General features: G+C 45.6%; 23 protein-coding genes. 8 read left to right on the top strand and 15 right to left on the bottom strand.

Annotated elements, in window-relative coordinates:
* Positions 1 to 136: 136 nt before the first annotated feature.
* Positions 137 to 733 (top strand): peroxiredoxin, encoded by a 597-nt coding sequence (locus Q0198_RS01455; RefSeq protein ID WP_297894189.1) that lies wholly within the window; start codon positions 137 to 139, stop codon positions 731 to 733.
* A 77-nt stretch (positions 734 to 810) separates the two neighbouring features.
* On the opposite strand, the gene Q0198_RS01450 is transcribed toward Q0198_RS01455, so the two are convergent.
* The gene (locus Q0198_RS01450) at positions 811 to 975 is read right to left on the bottom strand and encodes a hypothetical protein (RefSeq protein ID WP_297894184.1); all 165 of its coding nucleotides are present in this window, start codon (positions 973 to 975) and stop codon (positions 811 to 813) included.
* 72 nt (positions 976 to 1,047) lie between these two features.
* Between Q0198_RS01450 and Q0198_RS01445 the strand changes: the two genes are divergently transcribed.
* Together Q0198_RS01445 and Q0198_RS01440 are read left to right on the top strand one after the other, a co-directional pair.
* Complete coding sequence (locus tag Q0198_RS01445) at positions 1,048 to 3,816, top strand: M16 family metallopeptidase (protein WP_297894182.1); 2,769 nt, start codon at positions 1,048 to 1,050, stop codon at positions 3,814 to 3,816.
* 9 nt (positions 3,817 to 3,825) lie between these two features.
* Complete coding sequence (locus Q0198_RS01440) at positions 3,826 to 4,794, top strand: putative transporter (protein WP_297894180.1); 969 nt, start codon at positions 3,826 to 3,828, stop codon at positions 4,792 to 4,794.
* Between the two features lie 342 nt (positions 4,795 to 5,136).
* Here Q0198_RS01440 and cydB read toward each other — a convergent pair whose 3' ends face one another.
* From cydB to gatC, 11 genes are all read right to left on the bottom strand, one after another.
* The gene (gene cydB, locus Q0198_RS01435; protein ID WP_297894177.1) at positions 5,137 to 6,243 is read right to left on the bottom strand and encodes a cytochrome d ubiquinol oxidase subunit II; all 1,107 of its coding nucleotides are present in this window, start codon (positions 6,241 to 6,243) and stop codon (positions 5,137 to 5,139) included.
* Position 6,244: 1 nt separating this feature from the next.
* The gene (locus Q0198_RS01430) at positions 6,245 to 7,768 is read right to left on the bottom strand and encodes a cytochrome ubiquinol oxidase subunit I (RefSeq protein ID WP_297894174.1); all 1,524 of its coding nucleotides are present in this window, start codon (positions 7,766 to 7,768) and stop codon (positions 6,245 to 6,247) included.
* A 2-nt stretch (positions 7,769 to 7,770) separates the two neighbouring features.
* Entirely contained in the window at positions 7,771 to 7,977 is a 207-nt protein-coding gene (locus Q0198_RS01425) for a DUF4492 domain-containing protein (protein ID WP_297894172.1), read from the bottom strand.
* Between the two features lie 479 nt (positions 7,978 to 8,456).
* Positions 8,457 to 9,242 (bottom strand): shikimate dehydrogenase, encoded by a 786-nt coding sequence (locus tag Q0198_RS01420; RefSeq protein ID WP_297894169.1) that lies wholly within the window; start codon positions 9,240 to 9,242, stop codon positions 8,457 to 8,459.
* The gene (locus Q0198_RS01415) at positions 9,242 to 10,273 is read right to left on the bottom strand and encodes a hypothetical protein (RefSeq protein ID WP_297894167.1); all 1,032 of its coding nucleotides are present in this window, start codon (positions 10,271 to 10,273) and stop codon (positions 9,242 to 9,244) included. Before Q0198_RS01415 ends, Q0198_RS01420 begins: the two co-directional genes overlap by 1 nt.
* Before the next feature lie 94 nt (positions 10,274 to 10,367).
* On the bottom strand, positions 10,368 to 11,615 hold the full coding sequence (locus tag Q0198_RS01410) for a serine hydroxymethyltransferase (protein WP_297894164.1): 1,248 nt from the start codon (positions 11,613 to 11,615) through the stop codon (positions 10,368 to 10,370).
* 2 nt (positions 11,616 to 11,617) lie between these two features.
* Positions 11,618 to 13,111 carry a lysine--tRNA ligase gene (gene lysS, locus Q0198_RS01405; RefSeq protein WP_297894161.1) on the bottom strand — a complete coding sequence of 498 codons (1,494 nt, stop codon included), beginning with the start codon at positions 13,109 to 13,111 and terminating at the stop codon, positions 11,618 to 11,620.
* Position 13,112: 1 nt separating this feature from the next.
* Positions 13,113 to 13,580, bottom strand: coding sequence for a Fur family transcriptional regulator (locus Q0198_RS01400; protein WP_005871221.1), 468 nt, complete (start codon positions 13,578 to 13,580; stop codon positions 13,113 to 13,115).
* Positions 13,577 to 14,254 carry a CvpA family protein gene (locus tag Q0198_RS01395; protein ID WP_100067315.1) on the bottom strand — a complete coding sequence of 226 codons (678 nt, stop codon included), beginning with the start codon at positions 14,252 to 14,254 and terminating at the stop codon, positions 13,577 to 13,579. The genes Q0198_RS01400 and Q0198_RS01395 overlap by 4 nt, the downstream gene beginning before the upstream one ends.
* On the bottom strand, positions 14,254 to 15,336 hold the full coding sequence (locus Q0198_RS01390) for a type IV pilus twitching motility protein PilT (RefSeq protein ID WP_005871218.1): 1,083 nt from the start codon (positions 15,334 to 15,336) through the stop codon (positions 14,254 to 14,256). The genes Q0198_RS01395 and Q0198_RS01390 overlap by 1 nt, the downstream gene beginning before the upstream one ends.
* A 10-nt stretch (positions 15,337 to 15,346) precedes the next feature.
* Complete coding sequence (gatC, locus tag Q0198_RS01385) at positions 15,347 to 15,634, bottom strand: Asp-tRNA(Asn)/Glu-tRNA(Gln) amidotransferase subunit GatC (protein WP_291939991.1); 288 nt, start codon at positions 15,632 to 15,634, stop codon at positions 15,347 to 15,349.
* Between the two features lie 116 nt (positions 15,635 to 15,750).
* On the opposite strand from gatC, the gene Q0198_RS01380 reads away from it, so the two are divergent.
* Genes Q0198_RS01380 through hisG form a run of 5 tightly spaced genes read left to right on the top strand, consistent with a single transcriptional unit; the run spans position 15,751 to position 18,852 of the window.
* Positions 15,751 to 16,302, top strand: coding sequence for a hypothetical protein (locus Q0198_RS01380; RefSeq protein WP_297894158.1), 552 nt, complete (start codon positions 15,751 to 15,753; stop codon positions 16,300 to 16,302).
* A complete protein-coding gene (locus Q0198_RS01375; protein ID WP_297894156.1) occupies positions 16,302 to 17,315 on the top strand; it encodes an L-seryl-tRNA selenium transferase in 1,014 nt (337 codons plus the stop codon). The genes Q0198_RS01380 and Q0198_RS01375 overlap by 1 nt, the downstream gene beginning before the upstream one ends.
* A complete protein-coding gene (locus tag Q0198_RS01370; RefSeq protein WP_297894154.1) occupies positions 17,302 to 17,637 on the top strand; it encodes a hypothetical protein in 336 nt (111 codons plus the stop codon). The genes Q0198_RS01375 and Q0198_RS01370 overlap by 14 nt, the downstream gene beginning before the upstream one ends.
* Positions 17,624 to 18,244, top strand: a complete 621-nt coding sequence (locus tag Q0198_RS01365; protein ID WP_297894153.1) for a type III pantothenate kinase — start codon at positions 17,624 to 17,626, stop codon at positions 18,242 to 18,244. Before Q0198_RS01370 ends, Q0198_RS01365 begins: the two co-directional genes overlap by 14 nt.
* A complete protein-coding gene (hisG, locus tag Q0198_RS01360) occupies positions 18,241 to 18,852 on the top strand; it encodes an ATP phosphoribosyltransferase (protein ID WP_297894150.1) in 612 nt (203 codons plus the stop codon). Before Q0198_RS01365 ends, hisG begins: the two co-directional genes overlap by 4 nt.
* A gap of 466 nt (positions 18,853 to 19,318) precedes the next feature.
* Here hisG and Q0198_RS01355 read toward each other — a convergent pair whose 3' ends face one another.
* From Q0198_RS01355 to Q0198_RS01345, 3 genes are all read right to left on the bottom strand, one after another.
* Positions 19,319 to 19,549, bottom strand: a complete 231-nt coding sequence (locus tag Q0198_RS01355; RefSeq protein WP_297894147.1) for a hypothetical protein — start codon at positions 19,547 to 19,549, stop codon at positions 19,319 to 19,321.
* Between the two features lie 721 nt (positions 19,550 to 20,270).
* The gene (locus Q0198_RS01350; RefSeq protein WP_297894144.1) at positions 20,271 to 22,664 is read right to left on the bottom strand and encodes a hypothetical protein; all 2,394 of its coding nucleotides are present in this window, start codon (positions 22,662 to 22,664) and stop codon (positions 20,271 to 20,273) included.
* Positions 22,665 to 22,748: 84 nt separating this feature from the next.
* Positions 22,749 to 23,028: hypothetical protein (locus tag Q0198_RS01345; RefSeq protein ID WP_297894143.1), on the bottom strand; the 280-nt coding region annotated here is incomplete at its 5' end.

The following is a 23,028-nucleotide window of genomic DNA, read 5'->3' as shown; positions in this document are numbered from 1 at the left end:
ATTTAAAAAATGATAAAATCTAATATTATCAAGTAAATAAAATTTATTATATAAAAATTTTCATCAAATTTCAGCAAATCTAAAGGTTTAAAATGTATAATCGCCATCATAAATTTTATTAACAAGGAGAAATAACATGGTAGTAACCAATAAAGCCGTTGATTTTACGGCAAGCGCTGTTTTAGGCAACAACGAGATAGTCGAGGATTTCAACCTCTATAAAAATATCGGTGAAAAAGGCGCAGTAGTATTCTTTTATCCAAAAGATTTTACCTTCGTCTGCCCAAGCGAGATCATTGCATTCGATCACAGATATCAAGATTTCAAATCTAAAGGTATCGAAGTTATCGGCGTTAGCTGCGATAGCGAGTTTACCCACCTTGCATGGAAAAACACTCCGGTAAACACAGGTGGTATCGGCAAAGTGCAGTTCCCACTCGTCTCAGACATCACGAAGGACATCGCGCGCAGTTTCGACGTGCTGTTCGGCAACGCCGTAGCGCTTCGCGGCAGCTTCCTACTCGATAAAGACGGCACCGTCCGCCACGCCGTTATCAACGACCTACCGCTCGGCCGCAATATCGACGAGATGCTAAGAATGGTCGATACGATGCTATTTACAAACGAGCACGGCGAGGTCTGCCCTGCAGGCTGGCACAAAGGCGACGCAGGAATGAAAGCGGATCCTAAGGGCGTCGCAGAGTATCTAGACAAAAATGCGAGCAAACTATAAGTTGTAAAATTCTTCGCGCTGGCGTATAAATTCTAACTGCGTAAAGTTTAAATTTAGCCTTGCGCGGGCTATTAAAGCTAGTAAAGCTTTCTAAATTCCGCTGCCAAAATTTTGAGTCGCGGCGGCGGAATTCCAAAAATTCCAAAAATTCCAAAAATTCCAAAAATTCCAAAAATTCCAAAAATTCCGTTTCTTGAAATTTTGCAAGTAAAATCCCAAATCCTTGGCAAAATTTTACCCATAACAAAGCTCGTAAAATCATACTTTAAACTAGCTTTTGTTACAATCGCAAGTTTTTAAATCCAAGGACAATTATGAAAAAGCTTATATTTTTTATCTCCGCCCTGCTTTGCTCTTTGAGCCTTTACTCCGCAGATACCAACCCGGACGCGCCACTTAAGCTCGATCCTAGTGTAGTGCACGGAAAGCTGGCAAATGGCGTGAAATTTTATATCCTCAAAAACGACGTGCCAAAAAATAGCGCGCTTTTTTACCTCAACGTAGCCGCAGGTAGTGTTGATGAAAATGACGACGAGCAGGGCTTAGCGCACTTCGTTGAACACATGGCGTTCAACGGCAGCGAACATTTTGATAAAAATGAACTAGTCCACACTCTGCAGCGCCTAGGGGTGAAATTCGGCGCCGATCTCAATGCACAGACTGGCTTTGAAAACACCACCTACAACATCCAAGCCCAAGTGAGCGACGAGACGCTAAAGGACGTATTTTTGGTACTGCGCGATTATGCAGGCGGCGTAAAATTTGACGAGAACGAAACGCAAAAGGAAAAGGGCGTCATCTTAGAGGAAGCAAAAAAAGGCTTTGAGAGGCGTTTTTACGAAAAGCGCGCCACATATTTATACCCTAATTCCATATTTTCCAGACGCTTTCCGATCGGACAAAATGAAATCATCAAAGGCGCCACTGGCGAGCAACTAAAAAAATTCTACGCGCGCAACTACCTTCCTAGCGCCATTAGCATCATAGTCGTAGGCGACGTAAACATTGAGCAGATTAAAAACCTAATCAAGCAAAATTTTAACTCTCTTTCTGCGCACGGCGAAAAAATCCCGCGTGATCTTAGTCTGCGCCCATTTGAAGGCGGGCTAGCAAGCACCGTAGAGCCCGAGCTCGGCGCCAATGTCGCTAGCGTGCTTTACGCAGGCAAATATGAGCCGCTAAGAAGCTACGGCGCACTTAAAAATGAGTGGCTGCAAGCCTACGTATCGAGGCTGATGGAGCTTGGATACGACGCGATGAATGTGAATGCTAAAATTCCGCTTAAAGCCTATTTCGGCTCGGACGATCTGTTTAAAAACCGCAGACTATACAGCATAAGCGCAAATATTTTTAATTTCGACGCCAATACCACGCTAAGCAGTCTTTTTAGCGCGATCAAAGGGGTACGCGAACACGGATTTAACAATGACGATTTTGATAGCGTTAAAGCAGAATTTAAACATCAAGTGCAAGCCGATCTGCTTAAAAACGATACACAAAGTGCGCAAATAGGAGCACTACTTGATTTCGTACAAAACGGCAATGTAAAGCTTAGTAAGCAAGACGAGCATGATCTAAGCCTCAAGGCGTTAGAAGAAATAACGCTAGCAGATGTTAATAAATTTTTCTCTCAGATAACGGATGGAGCGAGATTTACGGAGATTATCTCGGCAAAGGATTTGGGCATTAGCCAAAAAGACGCGGAGCTGCTCTACGAAAAAGCGGTGCCGTTTAATTTCGCTGCTTCGAAGCTTGCTTCCAAGCAACTTGCGGGAGCAGATTTAAAAGAAGCGGAATTTAAAGCGCAAAAAGGCGCTAGCGGCACTGAAATTTTGGTGTTTAAAAACGGCGCTCGCGTAATTTTAAAACCCCTTAAAAGCGAGAAAAATAAAATCACCCTCGCAGCCGTTAAAAAAGGTGGCTACGCGCATTTTGGCAAGGCTCGTGGCGAAATTCTAACCGCGCTGCTAAACTCGGGCACCATAGGCGAGCTAAACGAATACGAGGCGGGACGCTTGACCTCAAAATTTGATTATAAGCTAAGATTTAGGATGGACGACGCAGACTGCGGTTTTAGAGGCGCAGGAGCGGATCTGGAGGCGATGACACACGAGCTTTACGCAAGATTTAGCGAGCCGCTAATTCATGCAAGCTCGCTTACAAAATACAAAACCGACGCGCTTTCGGCGATCGCGCTGCGAAACGAGACGGCGGAATTTAAATTCGGCGAGCAAATTTTAAAATCTCTATATTCGGGAGATATGGCTCGCAAGCAGCCGCTTAGTGCAGATGACGTAAAGAGCGCAAATCTTGCCGATTTACAGCGCGATGCGGATGAAATTTTTTCAGGTGCTGGAGATTTTATCTTCGTGCTTAGCGGCGATTTTGAGCCTGTGCGCGCGAAACAAATCCTAGCCAAATATATCGGCAATCTAAAGTCCGGCACAAGCAGCGCTACACCTAAAACTTTGATGCTAAATACTTCTAGCGGAGAGATTGTGCAAGATTACGGCGATAGTGATAAAAGCGAAGTTCGGATGATTTTTTCAAACTATGAGCTGCAAAATTTTGACTTTTCAGACACTTATAAATTTCAAGCGTTAAAAAGCGTGCTAAGCAATCGCATCGTCGAGCAGATCCGCGAGGCGCGCGGACAAATTTACTCGGCGATGGTGCATAGCGCCTATGTGCGTGAGCCACAAATCGTAGCGAGCTTGAACGTATCGTTTTCTACCGAGCCGAAAGATGCCCGTGCCGTTGCAGCAAGCGTGAGTGAAATTTTAAAACAGATCGAAAGCTCCGGTGCGAAAGATAGCGAGCTTTCAAATTTCAAAAAAGCGCAAATTTTATCGACCAAAAGAGCTGCGCAGACGAATGATTTTTGGCTTGCTAATATCACTGCGCACGAGCTTTACGGCTATCCGCTCTATGACGAAAAAAGCTATGCGGCAAGCATAAACGCAGTAAAAAGCGCGGATGTGCAAGAAGCGGCGCAGATGCTTCGCGAGCATCTATTTACGGCAATCTTAAATCCAAAACCAAGCAGCGATACAAAGCCGCAAGAAACACAACCGAAAGAATAAAGGAATTTAATGTTTTCATCGTTTTTTAAGAGCAAAAAATACGCATTCTTTGCTTATTCGGGTCTAATTTTTATTATTTTGGTGCAAATTTTTGAAGTGGATCTGATGGTGCAATACAATAAATGGAACCGCTCCTTTTACGATCTGGCTCAAGATGCCAAAAACCACACTATAGAAGATTTTTGGAACCAGATGTTTATATTTTTGTGGATCGCTATCCCTTTAGTTTTAGTGGGCGTTCTTGAGAGGTACGTCGTTAGGCTCTGGGTGTTTCAATGGCGCGAGGCAATTACGTTTTCATATTTTAAATATTGGAAAAATATCAAACGCGACGTAGAGGGAAGCTCGCAGCGTATCCAAGAGGACGCCCTTCGCTTTGCGCGCATCTTAGAAGATATCGGTTCGCGAGTGCTGTCTGCGATTTTAACGCTAATCGCGTTCATACCTGTGCTTTGGGAGCTTAGCGCAAAGGTCAAGATACCTTTTTTAAACGAAACACCGGGCTCTCTCGTATGGATCGCACTGGGGGTCAGCATCGGCGGACTTATTATTTCGTGGTTAGTGGGCTGGTACCTGCCGCGTCTGGAATACGATAACCAAAAGGTAGAAGCGGCTTTTCGTAAAGAGCTAGTCTTAGCCGAGGACGACAAGATCAACTATGGAGGGCAGGAGCAAGTTGAGGGGCTGTTTGCGAAGCTAAAGCATAACTATTACAAGTTATATTTGCATCTTTGTTATTTCGATCTATGGCTTCGCTCTTTTTCTCAAATTTTAATTTTAGTGCCTTACTTTTTGGTAGGTCCTGGTATCTTTACTCAGGCGATCACTTTGGGTGTGTTGGTTCAGGTAAGCAACGCTTTTAATCAGGTGCGCGGTAGTTTTAGTATTTTTATGAATAACTGGACGACGATCACGGAGCTTCGCTCAATCCATATGCGACTTAAAGAATTCGAAAAAAATATCGACTACAAGGGCTAGATAAAATTTCGCCCGTATCTTGCGGCTATAGATTTCGCTTTCTAAATTTAAAGCAAAATCCCGGACCGCAAGCTTTTAAAATTTCTACGCTTCTACTGCTCTCTTTTTTCTTGATGAGTAATATTTAGCTTTATAAATTTATAGCTTCCTACGAGCAAGATCATCCAAATAGCGATGAAAACTAAAGATTTGATCATTTTTAATCCTTAAAATTTTTATAATGCGGCGCGCAAAAAGCGCCGCCGATATGAAATTTAACTAAGCGCAAAAGCACGCAGTGCCGCGCACGTGAGCAGCTTCTCGCCGCCACACGGCGCGCGGAAGCCGCACTAGAGCGGGTGCCTAATAATGCTCGTTTGAAAGCCCCTCTTTATCGAGCTTTTTAGCATCCATCGCGCGCCAAACATAGCTGATATAACCCAGCACAAAAGGCACCAGAAACGACACGTAAAACATCGTCTTAAGCGTATAGAGGCTTGAGCTTGCATTTGCCAAAGTAAGAGAGCTTTGCAAATCAAAATTTGACGGATAAAACGCCGTGTGATTTAGTCCTAGGATTAAAAATACGCTCGTTACCGCGCATACGACGCCCACGCCGTAGGAAAATACTCCGCGCACGCTGCTTGTAAATGCGCCTTTGAATATCCCCACCAGCACCAGCACTACGCCCAGCAGCAGCAAGATTAGCGCTGCAGGTAGGCTTAGGTAATTGTGCAGATACTTAAAGCTCTCGAGGCTTACGACGCCGCCGGCGCCGACTGCATAGCCCTGCTTTAGCAAGACCCACGCCAAAAACGCGATGAAAAATATCAAAAACGCGCTAGCGTTAAATTTAAGCGAAGCTTTGAGCTTAGCGATCATTTCGGGCTCAGCAATATTATTCATTAAGTATAAATTTGCTCCCGTCCTAGCGCAGAAAAATAGCGCAACTCCCAAGATGTAATTAAACGGATTTGCTAGCGCCTCAAGTCCGCGAGCGGGATTTTTCCACTGCACGAAATTATTATCGCCCAGCGCAAACTCGCTGCCGCTAAAAAGCGTCGAGACGATGATGCCAAGCAGGATCGTGCCCAGCGAGCCGTTTATGAAAAGAAAGGCTTCATAAGTTTTAGCGCCCAAGAAATTATCGGGCTTTTTTCTGTATTCGTAAGCGACGGCTTGGATTATGAAACAAAAAAGCAGAGCCATCCACGCCCAATACGCCCCGCCGAAGCTGGTCGCATAAAATAGCGGAAACGCCGCAAAGCACGCTCCGCCGAACATAACGAGCGTAGTAAATGTAAGCTCCCATTTCTTGCCGATGGAATTTATTATAAAATCCTTCTCGGTCTCATTTTTCGCCAGCGTAAAAAGCAGCGTCTGACCGCCCTGCACGAAGAGCATAAAAACTAAAATTCCGCCCAGAAGCGAAACCACGCACCACCAATAAATTTGAAAAATTTCGTGCATCTTAAAATCCTATCTTTATCTGTTTTAGCATGATCTTTATCTCGGCTATGAATAAAACCGTAAATAAAACCGCAAAGAGCGCAAACGAGATCATTATGTTCGTTCCCGCCAGGCTCGTAGCCGCGACGCCCACCGGCATGAGATCTTGTATCGCCCACGGCTGGCGCCCTACTTCGGCCACGATCCAGCCCGCCTCGCACGCGACGTATCCCAGAGGAATGCTAAAGACGCAAAGCCATAGAATTTTCTTGTATTCGGCGAGATTCTTTCGCATCGCCAAAAATAGCGTTACGAAAAATAGCAAGATAAAATAGCTTCCCAGAGCCACCATCACGTGGAAACTATAAAATGTAAGCGCCACGGGAGGGACGATCTGCTTCGCATCGTCAAGGTAGCCGTAGCCTAGATTTTGCATATTTTGTTTGCCGAATAAAATTTCGCGCGCCTGCTGCATCGCAGCGGTGTCATTCGCGTCTTTGGCGAGCTTGTAATCCTTCAGTGCTTGCAGGGCGATTTTGCCTTTTTCGATCTTTTTATCGGCGCCCTCGATGCCGAATTTTTCATTTCCGAATACCAAATCATCGATGCCCGGCGTGAAATTATCAAGCCCTCTCGTAGCCATCAGCCCTAGCGCATAAGGCGCCTTGATCTCAAATAAAAACGGCTGTTTATCGTCTCCCGCGGTTTTGCTCGGATTTAAAACTCCCGCCGCGACGATGCCTGCATTTACTTCGCCCTTATACAGACCCTCCATCGCCGCAAGCTTCATCGGCTGCTTTTGCGCGACCTGATAGGCGCTCTCGTCGCCGCTAAATAGCACGAAAAGCGAGCTTAGCATACCGAAGCTTGCCGCTACGATGAAGCTTTTTTTAGCAAGCGCGAAGTCTTTGTTTTTTAACATATAAAACGCCGAAATTCCAAGTACGAAAAGCGCCGCGGTAATATAGCCGCCGCCGACGGTATGTAAAAATTTAGCCACTCCGAAGTGAGATAGCGCGATATCTAAAAAATTGCTCATCTCGTTGCGCATCGTATCAGGATTAAAGCTCGTGCCTACCGGATTTTGCATCCAGGCGTTTGCGATTAGGATCCAATATGCGCTTAAATTTGATCCGATCGCCACGAGCCAGGTCGAGAGAAGGTGAAATTTTTTACTTACGCGGTCCCATCCGAAGAACATTACCGCAAAAAAGGTAGCCTCCAAGAAAAACGCTAGCAAGCCCTCGATCGCAAGCGGCGCGCCGAAGATATCGCCCACGAACCAGCTGTAATTCGCCCAGTTGGTGCCGAACTCAAACTCCATTATGATGCCGGTCGCGACGCCGATGGCAAAATTTATACCGAAAAGGCACAGCCAAAATTTAGTGATCTTGAGCCACTCCTGCTTACCGGTCGCGATATATAGGCTCTCCATAAACGCCACGATAAAGCTAAGCCCCAGCGTTAGGGGCACGAAAAGAAAGTGATAAAGCGCCGTGAGCGCAAACTGCGCCCTCGACCAATCCACGCTAGCAAGCTCTTGCATTCCTACTCCTTAGTCAAATTTTTATAAATGAAATCAATTTTTTCTTGATCGGTTTCAAATTTAGAATCCAAGTTTTCGTCGAAAATGAAAAATTTAAGTAGCACAAAAATTATAAATAGCTTGATCAAAATTACCGCCCACAGCGTTTTGCCAAGCTTCATCGAAGCAAATCCGTGCGCGTAAAATTTTAAAATTTTGCCGAAAAACATCGAATTTTAACCTTTAGCAATTATTAGTTTATATTTTTTATTGTATAACAATTAATTAAAATTTAGCTTTAAATTTTGAAATTTTGGTAGCAATTTTATCTTTTTAATAAATGAGTTTTTGCGCCACCACACTTAAATAAAGTCTCTACCGCATAATTCGCAACCGATCGCATTTTACTTAAACTGCACAAAATTTTAGTTTAGATTCGTCGTAAAATTTTAAAATAGAACATATCAAGAAGCAAGTAGAAAAATATGCGAGGTTTTGCCAAGCATCTTTGTGCCTAATTCGTAGCGATTTTTAATAGAATTTTTTACAGGCAAATTAACACGGTTCAGCTGAAAGCAAACCGTAAGAATTTTAAAATCAAACGCCCAAAGCTACACGATATAAAATTTAAGAACGTATAATTAACTCGACGCAAAATTTAAAGCATTTCATTAGACTGGGCGGATAATTGAAAAGCCTAAGAGCCGATTTAGCGTAAATTTGCAGCACGGCTCATTAGCGCTACAATCTCTGCTAAGTCGAATTTGCCGCCGAAAAAGAGATTGAAAGCAAGCGCGCCCTGATTTATCAGCATCTCCTTGCCGTCTTTTGCAGGCAAATTTTTTGCGCGCGCGGCTTGCAAAAACGGAGTCTGCTTACCGTAGATAGCGTCAAAGGCAAATTTTGCGCGGGATAAAATTTCATCTATCACCCCCTCGGGCGCAGGCAGCGCATCATCTTTTAGCCCCGCGCCAGTGGCATTGACGATAAGATCGTAGTCTTTGGATCTGAAATTTTCATAGGTAAAAAATTCCTCGCAGCCGAAGTCAAAATCTTTTACGCTGCGATTTAGGATGTCAAATTTCACGCCGTTTTCGCCTAGCGCGTAGCCGATCGCTCGCGTCGTGCCGCCCGCACCTAAAATAAGCGCATTGCGAATCTCACCAAAGCCCAAGATAGCGCAGAAAAAGCCTTGCGCGTCGGTATTAAAGCCGTGCAGCGCACCGCCTTTTAGCACCAGCGTATTTACCGAGCCTATCTTCTGCGCCGCCTCGCTTAGGATGTCGCATGCTTTAAATGCGTCAAGTTTAAAAGGCACGGTTATGTTCGCACCCGCAAGCCCTAAAGTTTCAAATTTAGCTCGCAGCTCCTCGCCGCGCTGCAGCAAAACCCGCCCGTAGTAGGCGTCCAGCTTCAAAAATTTTATAGCGTAATTATGAAGTAGCGGCGAGAGTGAGTGGGCGATCGGGTTGCCGAAAACCGCGAATCTGTCCACTATTTCACTCGGTAGATATACGCTCCGCTATTGATGCTGCGCATATCGCTAAGTGCCTTTTGTAGCGCCTCGCCCTCAAAAGGTCCAACTAAAATTTTAGTCACGCTCTTGCTGCCGACGTGAGTTTGCAAAGCGATCGGATTATAGCCTTTTTTGGTAATTTTTTTGGTATCAGACCCGTTTGGATCGTAGGCATTGGATGCGAAAACCTGCACATAACTGCCGTTTGCCACGCTGGTGCTGGTGCTCTTTGCTGCAACGCCAGCCTTTACGCTCTCACTTTTAGACTCTGGCTTGCTAGCTTCTTTTTTAGACTCGGGCTTAGCGGGCTCTTTCTTGGTCTCAGCTTTAACATGTTCCTTTTTAGCTTCCGTTTTTGAAGACTCTTTTTTAACTTCTGCTTTTGCTTGTTTTTCGGGTTCTTTTTTAGGCTCTACTTTTTGCTCGACTTTTCTAATTTCGGTTTTAGAAGGCTCTTTTTTTACCTCGTCTTTTGCAGACTCTTTTTTAGGCTCGGACTTTTTTACGTCCGTTTTTTCAGACTTTTTGGCTTCGTCTTTAGGCTCAATCTTTTTACTTTCTATTTTAACTTCGGATTTTTTTGGCTCTTCTTTGATTTCGGGCTTTTGGATTTCTACTTTCTGTGCTTCAGACTGAGCGCTTGCAACAACCTTACTTTCGGAATTAGGCTCTTGGGTTTTTATCTCTACTTTGGTTGGAGCTGCAGATGCTGTATTGGGTTCTGATTTCACCTCTACAGGCTCAGGCTGCGAAGGCTCAGGTTTTTGAACTTGTACGGCAGGCTTTTGCTCCGCTTTGGCAAGCTCTTCTTCACTAGGCATAGTAAGACCTGCGTTAGTGTCAATATCGTCTTTATTAATAGCCTTCATTATGATTAAAATGATTAAGAATAAAACTACGACGCCGGCTGCGACGGTAAGACCCTTTTTTAAATTCGCGTTCTTATCGACATTGCCGCTATTGATCACTATGTCGTCTATGCTGCTCATATCGAAATTTTTGTCGTTCATACTCTCTCCTAAGATTATTATTTACTTTGTAAATTCTACCACGCAAAATTTACGAAATAAATAATTCGGGTAAGCTTACCCGAATTTATTAAATTTAATACATCGCGCGGTCGTAGATGATAAAACGGTGCGCCAAATCCCGCACTTCCTCTTTAACCTGCGCCTGAAGCTTAGAATTTGAGATATCGCTTAGCACGTCGGCGATTTTATTTCCGATAAACTCAAATTCTTTCTCCTTCATTCCGCGTGCCGTAAGTGCGGGGCTGCCGACGCGGATACCGCTGGTGACGAATGGGCTGCGCGTCTCGCCCGGCACGGTATTTTTGTTCGTCGTAATACCTGCGTTTTCAAGTGCGGCGCTAGCGTCCTTGCCGCTAAAATCTCTATTTAAAAAGCTCATTAAAATCAGATGGTTATCGGTGCCGCCACTAACAAGATCAAAGCCGCGCTTAACCAGCGTCTCGCCCAAAACTCTAGCGTTTGCCTTGACCTGCTTGGCATAGACCTTCCACTCGGGGCTTAGATTGTGTTTAAAGCCCACCGCCTTTGCGGCGATGACGTGCATTAACGGACCGCCTTGGATACCCGGAAAGATCGCCGAGTTGATCTTTTTAGCAAATTCCTCGTCGTTGGTCATTATGATGCCGCCGCGCGGACCGCGAAGCGTCTTGTGCGTAGTTGAGCTTACGACGTGGCAGTGCGGGAACGGATTAGTATGCTCTCCTGCGACGACTAGCCCTGCGACATGCGCTACGTCGGCGAAAAGAAACGCGCCCACGCTATCAGCGATCTGTCTAAATTTAGCAAAATCTATCTCGCGCGTATAGGCGCTCGCACCGCAAACGATCATCTTCGGCTTTACGATCTGAGCGATCTCAAGCACCTTATCATAGTTTATGCAGCCATCGAGCTCCACGCCGTATTCGAAGCTCTCATACATCTTTCCGCTGCTTGAAACCTTTGCGCCGTGCGTCAAATGTCCGCCGTGGCTAAGCGCCATGCCTAAAATTTTATCGCCAGGTTTCAAAAATGCGGCATAGACGCCTTGGTTGGCTTGGCTGCCGCTGTTTGGCTGGACGTTTGCAAACTCACAGCCGAAGAGCTTTTTGCAGCGGTCGATCGCGATCTGCTCGATCTCGTCTACGAACTCGCAGCCGCCGTAGTAGCGCTTGCCGGGGTAGCCCTCGGCGTATTTGTTCGTTAGCACCGAGCCCATCGCCTCCATCACCTCGGGATAGGTAAAATTTTCGCTCGCGATCATCTCCAAATAATCGCACTGGCGGGCAAGCTCTTTGTTGGTTAAACTAAAAATTTCATTATCGAATTTTTCTAAATTTGACACGTTCACTCCTTCTCTAAATTTAGCGGCCTCATCGCAGGGAACAAAATCACGTCGCGAATTGATTTTTTATTCAGCAAAATCATCGCCAAGCGATCGATTCCAAGCCCCCAGCCGGTAGTCGGCGGCATCGCGTAGCTAAGCGCGCGGACGTAATCCTCATCCATCTCGTGAGCCTCGTCGTCGCCTGCATTTTTGGCATCGATTTGCGCCTTAAATCTGGCGTATTGATCGAGCGGATCGTTCAGCTCGTTAAAGGCGTTGGCTAGCTCTTTACCTGCGATGTAAAGCTCAAATCTCTCGGCTATCTGCGGATTTTCGTCGCTTCTGCGCGAAAGTGGGCTGATCGAGATCGGAAAATCCACGATGAAGGTCGGATCTATGAGCTTAGCTTCTACGTAATTATCAAAAAGTTCGCTCTGCAAGTGGCCTAGATTTAGCTTTTCATTGACTTCAAATTTATCGGCTTTGAGTTTGGCGATGATCTTTTCGCGATCATTTACGATCTGCGGCTCGATGCCGCCTATCTGCGTAAGCGCGTCGAGATACTTTATGCGCGCAAAAGGCTTTGAAAAATCGATCTCGCGCTCATCGTAGGTTAAAATTTCGCCTAGCCCGAGCCTCTTAAATAGCGCTTTAAATAGCTCCTCGGTTAGGTTCATCGCGTCGTTATAATCATGCCACGCCCAGTAAAATTCTATGCTAGTAAATTCCGGATTGTGCGTCAGATCCATACCTTCGTTGCGGAAGTTTCGGTTGATCTCAAAGACCGCCTCCATGCCGCCTACGACGAGGCGCTTAAGATAGAGCTCCGGCGCGATACGCAGGTAGCGATCGACGTCTAGGGCATTGTGGTGAGTGATAAAAGGCTTAGCATTCGCGCCGCCCGCGATAGGGTGCATCATCGGCGTTTCGACTTCCAAAAATCCGTGCTTTTCAAAAAAGCTGCGGATCTCGCTAACGATAATCGAGCGCTTAATAAAATCCTCGCGGATCTCTGGGTTCATTATCATATCGAGGTATCTTTGGCGGTAGCGCATCTCGATGTCGGTTAGGCCGTGAAATTTCTCCGGAAGCGGGCAGATCGCTTTGGATGCAAGCGTTATTTTGCTAGCATGGATCGAAAACTCGCCCGTCTGGGTGACGAAAGCATATCCGCGCACCAAAATTATATCGCCCACTTCAAGATTTTTCTTAAATTTAGCGTAATCCTCCTCGCCTATGCTGTCGCGCGAGTAATAAATTTGAATATTGCCGCTTTGATCTTCTATGTTTGCAAAGGTGGATTTGCCCGCAACGCGCTTTAGCTTTAACCTTCCGGCAAGGCTTACCTCCTCGCTCGCTTTTTTATCCTCGGTATCTTTTATGAAGCCAAATTTTTCTTTAAACTCGGCTATGCTCATATCTTTTTTTAGAAAGTGCGGATAGGGATTAGCCCCCAAATTCCGAAGTTCCGACGCCTTGTCTATCCTTTGGATTTCTAACTGGCTATCAAACAATCTACTTCCTTTTTGCCGCGCATTCAGGGCAAATTCCATACAGCTGCATCATGTGCCCCGTAAGCGTAAATCCGTGCTCTTTGGCGACGGCAAGCTGTTTTCGCTCAATAGTGGCGTCTTGAAATTCTATGATCTTATTGCAGCTTTTGCAGATTAGATGGTCGTGGTGAGGCTTGTTGGCAAGCTCAAATTTCTTGCCCTGCGCGCCAAATGAGATCGACGTAGCCATGCCTGAATCCTCTAGTAAATTTAAGGTGCGATACACCGTCGCTATGCCTACGTTTAGCTCCGGAAATTTCGCTTTGATCTCGTTGTGAAGCGCCTCAGGCGTGAAGTGTTTGTTGTTGTTATAAAGCGTGCGGAGCAAAACCTCGCGCTGCTTGGTATATTTTAGACCGCTAGCGGCAAGTGCCTTTTTAAACTCAACAATTAGAGCGTCAAACTCTAAATTTTCGATTTTTGCATTCATAATTTTGTCCTTTCTGTAGAATTTACTTCTGAACTGGCGTTAAAATCGCTAGGTTCAGTGCTTTGATTTTGATCCGAGTTCATACGGGCGGTAGAATTTTGATCTTTTAAGAGTTTATCATCCATCTTAGAACCGATAGAATCTAAGCTTTGTTTGATCTTCGGATCGTCTTTGAGATTTAAAATCCAGTTTCCTATTTTTAAAAAAATCGGCGCAGTTTTGCTGCTTTCAAAATACTTTTTGGTCTGTTCGTTCATCGACATAGGACCGCTTGCAAGCGTAACAATAACGGCAAAAATCAAGAAAATTTTACTTACGCTAAACACAAAGCCGCCGATCTTATCGACAAATCCGAGTCCGCTCCATTTAAAGAATTTTGAAATGATTTCGCCTATAATCAGACACGAGATCCATACGCCAAAAAGCACAGCGATAAAGCCGATGAGAACCTGCGTCGTATCGCCTGAAAGCACGCCGTTTGCATTCTGTAAAGCTGGAATTTTTGCTGCAATCCACTCGCCCGCCATAGTTTTATAACGCATCGCGGCAAAAAGACCGCCGATGAGACCCAAAATTCCAAAAATTTCTTTTACAATGCCATTAGTGATGCCGCGCAATCCGAAGAGCACTACGAGTACTAAACAGCCGACGTCGAACCAATTAATACCTTCCATCAAGCACCCACCACGCCTATTAGCTCTTGTAGGTTAGTCGAATACCTAAATGCCGTGTCTTTTGAAATTTGATTTGCACGGATCGCTTTAACCATCGCTTGAGTTTGAGTTATCATACCGGTAGATTGCTGATTTAGCTGCATTTGAGAGTAAATCTGATGCACCTTGTTTTCGCGGATTAGATTCGCTACGGCATTGTTATTGAGCAAAATTTCATGGATCGCGATACGTCCACCGCCAAGCTTCGGCAAAAGTGATTGCGAAATGACCGCGGTAAGTGACACGGAGAGCATATTTCGTACTTGGAGCTGCTCGCCACCATCAAAGCTATCGATAATACGGTTGATCGTTTGCATCGCGGAGTTGGTGTGTAGCGTACCAAATACCAAGTGACCGGTCTCAGCCGCGGTAATGGCGATCGAGATAGTCTCTCTATCACGCATCTCGCCCACGAGGATAATGTCCGGGTCCTCACGCAAGGCAAATTTTAACGCATTAGCGTAGGAATGGGTATCGGTGCCGATATTTCTGTGAGAGAAAAGCGCTTTTTTATTGGTATGGACGAACTCGACCGGATCTTCAACGGTGATGATGTGCTTGCGCTCTTTTTCGTTGATCTCGTTTAGCATCGCGGCAAGAGTAGTTGATTTACCACTACCGGTAGGTCCGGTAACCAAAATCATACCTTTTTCGTGCTTAACTACCTCTTTAAAAATCGTAGGGGCTTTTAAATCGTCCAGACTAGGAATATCGATAGGAATAATACGAAATGCAGCAGCCAAATCACCGTTCATAGTGTAGTAGTAGTTACCACGGAAGCGCCCGATATTAGGAAGCTCGATCGCAAAGTCAAGCTCTTTATTTTCCTCGAGCGCACTTTTTTGAGCATCGGTAATGAGCGCGTAGCAGATATACTCGATATCCGTGCCCTTAAGCGGATCCATGGCAAGTGGGCGCAATGTTCCGTCGATACGTATTTGAGGCGCCGAGCGCGAAACTAAGTGGAGGTCGCTCGCTTTGTTAAAAACGACGGTTTTTAGTAGGGTTTCGATATCTACTAAATTTCTTTGAACTTCTTCCATAAAATTCCTTTCAATCTATGATTTTCGGTACTACGAAGTAGCCGCCTTCGGACTGCGGAGCATGCTTTAAGACGCTTTCTGCGACGTCGCTTTTGCGTGGGATATCTTTGCGAAACGGAGTACCGCCTTTCAGCGTAGTGATAGCCGCCTCGCCGCTTTGTAAATCCAGCTCATTTAGAATTTCCACAAAATCTACGATATTATTTAATTGCCCTTTAAATTCTTCTCGCTTAGCATCCGGAATTTTAAGAGCGGATAGCCTTTCCAGCTTACTTAGCAAGGCGTCATCTATTATCATAACTTTCCTTTTTCTGATAAATGCGACATTATATCATAAAAATTCTTTATCTTAGGCGGTATTTAAAATTTTTTATGCTACAATTACGCCGATTTTCTCAAACAAAGGACTGAATTTTGGCTTTAAAAGACGACATCGAAGGCGTGAAAAAAGAGATTGGCACAGAAGAGCAGTTTCTAGAAAGTGTCATAAAAAGTGAAATTTTCGTAAAAAAATACAAAAAGCCGCTGATATTTTTGGCTGCGGTTTTGATCGTAGCATTTATCGGATATTACGCAAATGAATTTCTAAGCGATCGCCGCATAGCAAGTGCTAATGCGATCTATGACGAACTGCTTAACAAGCGCGACGACACTAAGCTAGCCGAGCTTAAGCAAAAAGATATAAATCTATACGCTCTTTATATTTTACAAAATGGCTCTGCAGACGAGCGAGCGGCGCTAGAAAATACCCAAGGCATCGATGTTGTGCTAAAAGAGATAATAAATCTACAAAACGGCAAACAAGGCGGAGTGCTACTCGCCGATTACGATTCTTTGCTTAAGGGCTACGACCTGCTAAAAGAGGGCAAAATCGAGCAAGCTCACGCAGAGCTAGATAAAATTCCACTCAACTCACCCGTTCGTCAAATCGCACTTGCTTTGAAACACTATGGAGGCAATAAATAATGAAAAAAACACTAATATTTACGCTTTTACTATCGTTTTTATTTTTAGGCTGCTCGACGAAGCGCCAGTATTTCGAACCTAGCGACGAAAACATCACAGGCGATATGAAATTTAATGGCTCACTGCCATCGGAAATCGTAGCGGTTAGTAAAGATGGTGCTACGCTAAAAGACGGCGAAGTCATCTCTAAAAACGGATTGGTGAAAAATTTCAAAGTCCTAAAAAGTGAGAAATTTTTAGGTGAATATGATGGAAATTTCGTCGTAACCGACATCAATGGCACGCTTAAAGTGGTTAGTGGCACAGGCGCCGTAAAATTTGAAAAAGCCCTCGGCAGACAAGCGCTCAGTGCAAATATACGCGGCGATGATTTGGCTTTAGTAATGAGTGATGACTCGATCATGCTTATCAAGCTAAGCTCTGGCGCAGTGGTACTCGATCATAAAGTAGGTGATGCATTCGCAATCGATTCGCGCGTAGCGTCACCGCTATTTATCAACCAACTTATCGCTTATCCTGCGCTAGACGGACTAGTCAGCATCGCAGAAAACGTAGGTGGGCGCTCGGCACGCGATTTTGTCGTGAGTAACCAGCCGTTTTTTAACAACATTATCGCCTTGGAAAACAAGGGCGATAACCTTTATGCTGTGACCGCCACTAGGCTAATGCTGGTAAGTCCTGCGGGCAATAAAAACCATAACGTAGACATCAAAGACGTGATTTTTAGCGGCGATAGAATTTATCTTTTCTTAAAAGACGGCAGAGTCGAGCTACTGGATCGCGGGCTAAATTTGATCAAATCGCGCAAATTCATATTCGCACAATTTAGTGGCGCGCTGCTTAGCGGCGGCTATTTGTATATCATCGAGCGCAACGGCTACGTCATCCGCGTGGACGAAAATTTAGAGGGACAAGCGATCTACGAGCTAAATGGCGAGTTCGATGATAAGTCCTTTATCGCGGGTAGCTCGTTTTACTACGACGATAAAATTTTAAATTTTGATGCTAGATAAAATTTCAAAACTCTGCGTTCGCGAAGATCTTTTGCTTCAAAAATTCCAAACGCTAGATATTGCTAGCTTCACGCACTCGCGATCATACGGCGCGTATTTCGGCGTGGATCTAAAAAGCTACAACGTCCTTTTATTTATGCGCGACGCAAAATCTCGCTTTGTAATGCGCGACGCGGAATTTCTGCTCTCACTCGCAAGCGACATTAGCGCAAGCCTAGGCAAGGTCGTAAAAAAGCGCGTGCTGTTTTACAACTCGCAGATGTGCTCTAAAAGCGCGAAATTTTTAAAAGAAAACGGATTTAGCCTCTATGCTTTTGTGTGACGTAGGAAATTCCAGGGTTAAATTTTATAAAGGCGGCGTAAAGCAAAGTATGCCCGTAGCGGAGTTTATGCGGTACGAGCCGAAGGAGCGAATTTTTTTCATTAGCGTCAATGATAGTGTGAAAAAAAAGCTGAAAAACCCTCTGTTTGTCGATCTCGCGCCGCACTTTGAGCTAAAAACCGCCTACCGCGGGCTTGGGATCGACCGCATAGCGGCGTGCTCGGCGGTGACGACGGGCGTCGTCGTCGATGCGGGCAGCGCGATCACCGTGGATTTGATGTTTAAAAGCTCGCACCTAGGCGGATTTATAATGCCTGGTATCGGCACGCTTTTAAAGTCGTTCGCAAGCATCGCGCCCGTGCTGGACGTAACGCTTTCAACCAATATCGATCTGGATCCGCTGCCGCAAAAGACCGTAAGTGCCGTAAACTACGGGATTTTAAAGCCGATAGTGCTTACGATCGAAAACATCGCGGGCAATAATAAAATTTACTTCACGGGCGGCGATGGAGCTTATCTGATGCGGTATTTTCGCAACTCGATCTATGAAAAGGATCTGATCTTTAAATCGATGGTAAGCTTGATCGCAAAAAAGGGGCTCGCATGATAACCATAGCGCTACCGAAAGGCCGCATAGCCGACGATACGCTCAAAATTTTCAAAACCATCTTCGGGCTTGATTTTGCCTTCGAGGATCGCAAACTCATAATGCAAGAGGGGGATTTTAAATTCCTCTACGTCCGCAACCAAGATATCCCTACTTACGTTATGGGCGGTGCGGCGGATATCGGCGTAGTGGGGCTTGACGTGCTTGAGGAGCATCGCCCCGACGTGCTTACGCTGCTCGATCTTAAAATCGGAAAATGCCGCGTCTGCGTGGGCGTGCATGCGGGCACCCGGCTAAACTACGGCGCTCCGAGTCTAAAAATCGCTACGAAAATGCCCAACATCACTCGCGAATACTTCGCCTCCAAGGCCGTCGCCGTAAATATCATCAAACTCTACGGCTCGATCGAGCTAGCCCCGCTCATAGGGCTTGCCGACGCTATCGTCGATGTCGTGGAGACCGGCGCTACGATGAAGCAAAACGGGCTGCAACCCGCAGAAACCATAATGCAAAGCTCGGCGCACCTCATCGCCAACAAAAACAGCTTCGTGCTAAAGCGCGATGAAATTTTAAATTTAAGAGATAAACTAGCCTGCACGATCGCCTAAACGCTTGCTTGCCCTGCCACACGGTGCCTGCGGCCGGCGCGGCATATTTTGCGTGAGTAAATCATCACCGTCTTGGCGCGCTGTCGTTTAAAAAACTGCTGCGTATAGAATTTTACGGCGGCAACCGCACCGCTTAAATTTAAACAAACTCAGAAATTTGATTTATCAAGAAGTGGAGGCACTTTGCCGGGCCTCGCAGCGCAAAATTTTAAAATTCTATCGCTATAAATTTTAAAATTTAGCCTAAATTTACAGCTCGTAGAATTCCGAAATTCTAAAACTCCACGGCTCGGAATTTCAAAATTCTAAAATCTCGCTCCACAATTTCACGCCGTAAAATTTCAAAATTTTGCAAGTTCTAAATTTAGGCTCAAGTTCCCACGGCTTGGAAACGACAGAATTTCTGAATTTCAACTCGCTAAATTTCGCCGCTCAAAATCGCACGAAAATTAATCGGCGCTACTTTTTAAGCATAAAAAATAGCCCACGCCAAAATCAAGATGCTAGCCGACCACATCGCAGCGACGTAGAACTCCACAAGCCCCGCGTGCAAGACGATCGATCCCTGGCTGCAGCGACATTTGAAAAACTGCTTTATAAGACTTACAAAGCCCGCACAAGCAGCATTATCACCTATATTTTCGGGCAGGACAAACACGCTTAGCGCGAGCAATATATACAGCGCGAAAAATTTCAAATACAGCCGTTTAACAATTTTGATAAATTTTGGATTTAAGACAGGTTGCGTCCCGACGCCTGGCTCGGCTCGAGCCCAGTCCGCACTAGCTTGATTTTTCGGGCACCGTTTGCTTGGGCCAGCTTTGTTTCGGATTTCTTTCTGCGCATCTTGGGTCTGTTTTTGCGTGCTTTACTAAATTTGCTCGGCGGAATTTTACCGCGATAAAATTTTACGTAATAAAGCTATACCTAAAAATTTCAAATCCGCTAAAGTTTAAAATTTTAAAGCTGCGTGGAGATTCGCCAAAGCAAGGCTTCGTTCGCAAAAATTTAGCTCGAAATTTAAAAACGCTCATGCCGTTTATCATGCAACAGGTAGGCTAGTGCGACAATATAATTCATGCTCTACCGAGGTACGGCGAGCTGTATTGCGGCAACTCAAACGGCGCGCTATAAGCCTTGCCGACGCAATAAAGCAGAAGCAGTCTATGTGCCTGTAAATTTGTGGCAGATAAAATTCCACCGCGATGAACGCAATAAATTTAGATATCACAGACTATCTGCGTAATTACAATTCTTATGCGTCGCACAGTAAATTTTGCACGCGACAAATTTTGGAACAAACACGCAACCGCGCCAAAGTCTAGGCTCTCTGCGCGCTCAAATATCGCTTGCGTGCGGCACAACAAGCAAGAATAAATTTTAACCGACCTAGCGTGGCGATAGAGCGGCTACCCCGCCTACGCCGCGATGATTTCGCGCACCTTTTCGGTGAAATTATCGCTCACGATGTATTCGGTCGGATAAACGAGCACTTCGCTGCCGTTGCGGATCCGTAGAATCAGCCGCTTGGTGTTTTTTAGCGCCGTGTCGCAAAAGGCGAGGTGGTAAATTTTATAAATTTTCTCGCGACTAAGCTCGCCCAAGCTTAGCTCAAACTCGAAATCCTGCGCGTTTTTGCGCTGTGCCTCGCGCTCTTTGCGCGCCTTAAGAGCAGGATCTTCCGCAGCAAACCCGCCCCTTCGCTCCGCAAAATTCCCGCTGCCGTAGCCGCCGCCTCGTTCGCCACCAAAGTTTCTGCTGGAGCCAAAATTGCTGCCGCTAAAGCCCTCACGCTCCCCACCACCGAAGCCTCGCACCTTGCTAGGTGCGTAGCCGTCGATATTTTGCGCGGCATCTAGGGTTAAAATTTCATCCAAATAAATTTGAAATTTCCCGCCGTAAGGGCTCGTGTTTTTGCTAAGCCGTGCCCAAAACGCCATCGGGCGCTCCAGCTCCGCGTCCGTTAGCGCAGTGACCGCATCACAAATATCACCGAACGCGCTCATCTCGAAGCTGCCCGCAAGATCAAGCACCGTAAGATTTGCCATCTGCTTACCCGATTTGGTCGTGCGGGTGTGGACGTTTTCGATCTTGCCGACGCACAAAATTTTAACGCTCGCGCCCTCTTCGCCCACCAGTTCGTCAAATTCGTTCGATTTAGTATGTGCGATTGCTCCAAGCTGTGCGGCGTAAGCTTTGAGTGGATTCTCGCTCAAAAATACTCCCGCGCGCGGACGAAAGCTCGCATCTCGAGCGTTTTGCAGGCTCATCATCGAAAGAAACGACAGCTGATACGCCGCGCCGCCGACCGCGCTTTTTGAAATTTTAATCATAAAAGCATACGGTCGCTCCCGCTCCTGTGAGCTTAAGTTTTCGATCGCCTTTAGCGCGTTATCGAACACCGCAAGCTCAAAACTGCCGTGCAGATCAAGCACGTTTAAAATCCCCATTTTTTTGCCCGTTTTCGTCATGCGTGTGGACAGATCCTCGATCCGCCCCACACTAAGCACCTCGGCGCTATCGCCCTCGATCTCGCTAAACGCCGAAGATAGCGTATAGTCGATGCCTTCCATCTCCTCTTTGTAATCATCCAGCGGATGTCCCGAAAGATACACACCCACGGTCTGCTGCTCAAATTTTAAAATTTCGCCCTGCGGAAATTCCTTGTCGGTATCGACGAAGCTTACGCTCATGCCGCTCGTCATATCCTCATCCTCTCCAAAAAGCGAGCTCTCGGCGTCTTTTTTAATCTCGGTGATCTTTTTCATCACGTCTAGGATATTTTCCATATTTTGAATCATCGCTAATCGGCTCTTGCCCAGGCAATCCATCGCGCCTGCGTAGATCAGCGACTCGATGACCTTTTTATTGACGCGGAAATTGTCCACGCGCGAAGCAAAATCGTCGATGCTTTGAAATTTAGCCTCGCTCTGAAGCTCTAAGATATTCTCGATCGCGGCGCCGCCCACCCCCTTGATCGCGCCGAGGCCGTAGATGATGGAGGTGCCCGATTTGGAATTTTCGTCGTCCACGACGCTAAAGCCTCTTAAGCTTTGATTGATCGACGGCGGCAAAAGCCCGATACCTAGGCGGCTAGCCTCGTCGATATACTTTGAAATTTTATCGGTATTGCCCTCCTCCGAAGTAAGCAGCGCCGCCATAAACTCCGCCGGATAGTAGGTCTTAAGATAGGCCGTTTGAAAGGTGATCATCGAATACGCCGCGGCATGGGATTTGTTAAAGCCGTAGGAGGCAAATTTCATAATCAGATCAAATAGCTCATCCGCCTTAGCTACGTCAAAGCCCAGCTCTTTGGCACCGCTTAGATACTGCTCTCGCATGTGGGCAAGCTTCTTCTCATCCTTTTTACCCATCGCGCGGCGCACCAGATCGGCATCGCCCAAGTTAAAGCCGCCCACCTTCTGCACGATCTGCATGACCTGCTCTTGATAGACGATGATGCCATATGTTGGCTCTAAAATTTCTTTTATCTCGTAGCTTTCACCCGATTGCGACGAACAAACTAAGAGCGTGGGACGATGAAGCAGGTTTAGATTGTAATGCAACAACTCACTTGTATTGATATACATGGCGGGAATGCCCAACTGATTGAACAGGTTGGCTGCAGCAAACGAAATAAAAAACGAACTGCCCATACCTGTGAAAATCACGTGTTCGATGGAATGTTGTGCAATGGTCTCTTTGATTTTTGCGAGTAATGTCATGCCCGCTTCGCCAGAATAGAACTCAATAATATTTTGGATGGCAGCGGGTTGCTCCATGATTTCTGTAAGAAATTGATTCTTTTTCATATTCATAGTTTATTTGTAATGATAGGGTTGAATGAAAGGCCACCCATGTCTATTGACACAGGCAGCCACATTATATAATAGTGTTTATTTTGCTTTCATCATTCGCAACACCCATTGTCCCTTTGACAAATCTATACAATGTGAATAGGTTACATAGAGATGATTGTCAAGCACATATTGGAATGCGCAGGCATCATTCTTATATAACACGGGATTGTTGGTCACACGCTTGTAGCCTTTGTCAACATCTTTTGAAGCAAAAGCATTGGTAACCCATTTGGTATGGGTATCGTCACTGAACTCTTCTACCAATAAATAATAGGTGTTATTGTAGTAAGCCACAGATGGAGCAGCCAATGTTTTG

The organism is uncultured Campylobacter sp. (genome assembly GCF_938045205.1).
Lineage (GTDB): Bacteria > Campylobacterota > Campylobacteria > Campylobacterales > Campylobacteraceae > Campylobacter_B.
Note: the sequence above shows the minus strand (reverse complement) of the source record. Positions and strands in the feature narration are given on the sequence as shown.